Below are 3,272 nucleotides of genomic sequence, written 5' to 3' on the forward strand. Positions count from 1 at the left end.
GTGGAATCTCCACAGGAATTCATAGCGATGCAAGAGCACATGGGTGAACCATTGGATGAAATCCGTGGCCACGAAGAAGACGACCAATTGGAGCCATCCTGGCATCGTGCCGATATCGATGAGCGCATACCTGCTCACATCACCCCCAAGTATATCGCTGAAGAAGGCCTCGGTGAGATTGGAGAAGGCAAAGAAGATGATGATCTTGAAGATGTAGAAGTTGAAGAACATGTAGAAGGCATCCAGCCAGAAGTCCTTGCGGATGATGGCTTGGTCCTTACGCCAAGGAAAGAGGATCTCCAATCCCCACACGACTATAGAGAGGAGGACCAACCACCAGAAATAGTTCACATACCAAGGCTCAACAGCGAAGGTGATCTCCGCCCAGGTGTATTCAGCAAATTGCTTGAAAGAGGCAGCGAATAAATCCCAGTATTCAGAAATTGGTCTCATATTCAATCCTTGAACTCAAGAAACTCTACTCTATTCCTATGCTGCTTGATGATCCCGTCCAATTCGAGTTTCTTCATCAATCGCGATATCACCACTCGGGAGGAATGGAGATCAGTAGCTATCTGGAAATGGGTCACCTTCAACTCAGCGCTATGGTTGACCATAGCCTTATCCCGGAGGTATTTGGTGAGCCTCTCCTCCATATTGTGGAAGGCGAGATTGTCGATCGCTTCGAGCATCTCGTTGAGACGGGAATTATAGGCCTCCAACACGAAATTCCTCCAGGTCTTGTATTTGACCATCCATTCCTCCATCTTCTCCACCGGCACGAAGAGCACTTCACTGGGTTCTTCCGTGATGGCCGAGATAGCGCTCTTACTGGCTTTGGAACAGCAGTTGAGGGTCATCGCACAGGTATCTCCGAGTTCTAGGTAGTAAAGGAGGAGCTCATCCCCATCCTCATCCTCGGTCATGACCTTCAGGCTGCCGGATACGATGAGCGGCATATGCGTGATGATCTGTCCTATGTCCATCAGCAGGGTGTCCTCAGGAATCTTCCTGAGCTCACCGGATCGGCATATCTCCTCAATCAATTCTTCTTCGAATAGATATTGGAATCGCTCGTGCAAGTGCTTGTAGCAATTGATGTCAAAAGGTACGACTGTCATAATCCATCAAAATTAGTCATACTGATAGGATGGGAATGTAACCCGTGTATCATTGAGAAAGAAGGTTGGGTGAATATTCAAGCAAGTTTCAGTATTTTGCTTGGCCTTATTGAACAAGCTAATTATGAATCTGGTCAAGAACCTGAGTTTTTCGCTAATTCTTCTGCTCTTTACCGGGCTGGTCTCAGCGCAGGATTATCTGATCTCCGATGGAGGAACGATCACTACATGTGCCGGTTCGATATACGATAGCGGAGGTCCCGATGGGGATTATTCCAATTTCGATAGTGACACCTTGACCATCTGTTCGGACGACCCGGATGCATGTTTAGGGCTCGCCTTTGTACTTTGGGAAGTAGAGGGAGGAGATTATGACGAGATGTTCATCTATGATGGAGCGGATACTACAGGGACTTTGTTGGGAGTATATGATGGATCTGTGAATCCCGGATTCATAGAGGCCTCGGGCACCTGTATCACCTTGGTATTCGTCTCCGATTTCTCGGTGACCTTTGCTGGATTCCAGATAGACATCACTTGTGCTTGCCCTAGCTGTGAGGATGGTGTGCAGAATGGGGAGGAATTGGGTATCGACTGTGGAGGACCGGACTGCGAGGAATGTGAATTCGTGGTCATGAATGGAGATCTCGAGATCTCCAGTTGTGATGAGACGGTGCTCGATAATGGGATCAATGAGGAATATTCCAATAACTCCAATGACATCCTCACCATATGTTCTGTGTCTCCAGGAGACTGTGTAAAGCTTGATTTCATCAGCTTCGATCTCGAGCAGGGCTATGATTTCGTACGCATCTATGCAGGTGCAGATATCAATGCGCCTTTGTATGGTGAGTATACGGGCAGCTTCTCACCCGGTATTGTCGAGATAGGTACTGAGTGTGTCACGGTACAGTTCACTTCCGATGGATCGGTCACAGATCCAGGCTATGAATTCACCGTGAGCTGTGATTGTCCTACCTGTGATGACGGCATACTCAATGGCCAGGAACTGGCCACCGACTGTGGAGGTCCGGACTGTCCAGCCTGTACATTCAGTACCATCGATGAGGGCGGTACAGTCAATGGATGCGAGATGACCCTCTTTGATAGTGGTCTGGAAGGCAACTACTCGGAGAATGAGGATCTCTCCATGAGTTTCTGCTCGGAGGATGGATTAGACAGCCTATTTGTTGAGTTCCAGACCATACAGGTCGGAATAGGAGACCATCTCTATATCTATGAGGGGGAAGGCACCTCAGGAGAATTGATCGCGGATATCACCGCAGCTGTCGCATGGCCCGATTTCTTCACATCGTCTGCTTGTGTCACCTATCGTTTCGTTTCCAATGAGACTGGAAATAGTCAAGGATTCGAGATTGATATGACCTGTGCTGGGGATATCCTCAGTTCGTTAGGAGAGGAATCGATGGACGGATTCAATATGTTCATCATGGCAAGAGGTCATTTACATCTTTCTCATCCTGTGCATAAGAACTTCACTGTCGAGATCATGGATCTCAGCGGAAAGTTGGTGCTCAGTAGAACGATATCGGACCATGGATACATCGACACCTCGGATCTTTCAGAACAATTTTACATACTGCTCATAGGCACGAACGAGGGAAGAAGATATTCCCAGCGATTATTCCTGTCCAAATAAGATCGATAATTAATCAGACAATGCAATTCAAAATGTCAAGAGCCTTTTTCATTCTAGTAGTTCTACTCCTTGCGAGTACGATAATGCAAGCTCAAACGATAATCTACCTACCGAATGAAGTAGGTGGCGGTCCAGCGATCATACAAGATGAATCCGATCCCGCCCCGCCCGGATATACCGCAGCCTCGGATCAAGAGTGCGCGCAGCAAGTGATCGATGCGGATCCATTCTGTCTGGAGACGAATTGGGATGGTATATGTCAAGATGCATATATAGAGTGTTTTCTGGCCAATTGTCCAGATGTTATCGTACTGCTTCCTATCGAATTGGACGATGGACCGGCCCTACTGATATGCGGGGGGGATCCAGTACCGACTGGATATGTGGCTGCGTCAGATCAAGACTGTGCACAACAAGTGGTCGATGAGAACCCTGAGTGTTTGGATTTTGTATGGGATGGCCCATGTCAGGTCGCCTATAACACCTGTCAG

At 47.9% G+C, this 3,272-nt stretch carries 4 protein-coding genes; 2 read left to right on the forward strand and 2 right to left on the reverse strand.

What is annotated here, in order from left to right; genetic code table 11:
* Together HKN79_08420 and HKN79_08425 are read right to left on the reverse strand one after the other, a co-directional pair.
* A partial coding sequence (locus HKN79_08420; GenBank protein NNC83588.1) for a sterol desaturase occupies positions 1 to 453 on the reverse strand: 453 nt, incomplete at its 3' end.
* A 2-nt stretch (positions 454 to 455) separates the two neighbouring features.
* On the reverse strand, positions 456 to 1,121 hold the full coding sequence (locus HKN79_08425) for a Crp/Fnr family transcriptional regulator (GenBank protein ID NNC83589.1): 666 nt from the start codon (positions 1,119 to 1,121) through the stop codon (positions 456 to 458).
* 124 nt (positions 1,122 to 1,245) lie between these two features.
* Between HKN79_08425 and HKN79_08430 the strand changes: the two genes are divergently transcribed.
* Positions 1,246 to 2,781, forward strand: a complete 1,536-nt coding sequence (locus HKN79_08430; protein ID NNC83590.1) for a hypothetical protein — start codon at positions 1,246 to 1,248, stop codon at positions 2,779 to 2,781.
* 32 nt (positions 2,782 to 2,813) lie between these two features.
* The coding region (locus HKN79_08435; GenBank protein NNC83591.1) for a hypothetical protein at positions 2,814 to 3,272 on the forward strand (459 nt) is incomplete at its 3' end.

The organism is Flavobacteriales bacterium, assembly GCA_013001705.1.
Lineage (GTDB): Bacteria > Bacteroidota > Bacteroidia > Flavobacteriales_D > JABDKJ01 > JABDLZ01.

What these genes read in the sequence shown, in the direction of transcription:
- HKN79_08425 (NNC83589.1), bottom strand. Translation starts at nt 1,121, where the DNA reads ATGACAGTCGTACCTTTTGACATCAATTGCTACAAGCACTTGCACGAG.
- HKN79_08430 (NNC83590.1), top strand. Translation starts at nt 1,246, where the DNA reads ATGAATCTGGTCAAGAACCTGAGTTTTTCGCTAATTCTTCTGCTCTTT.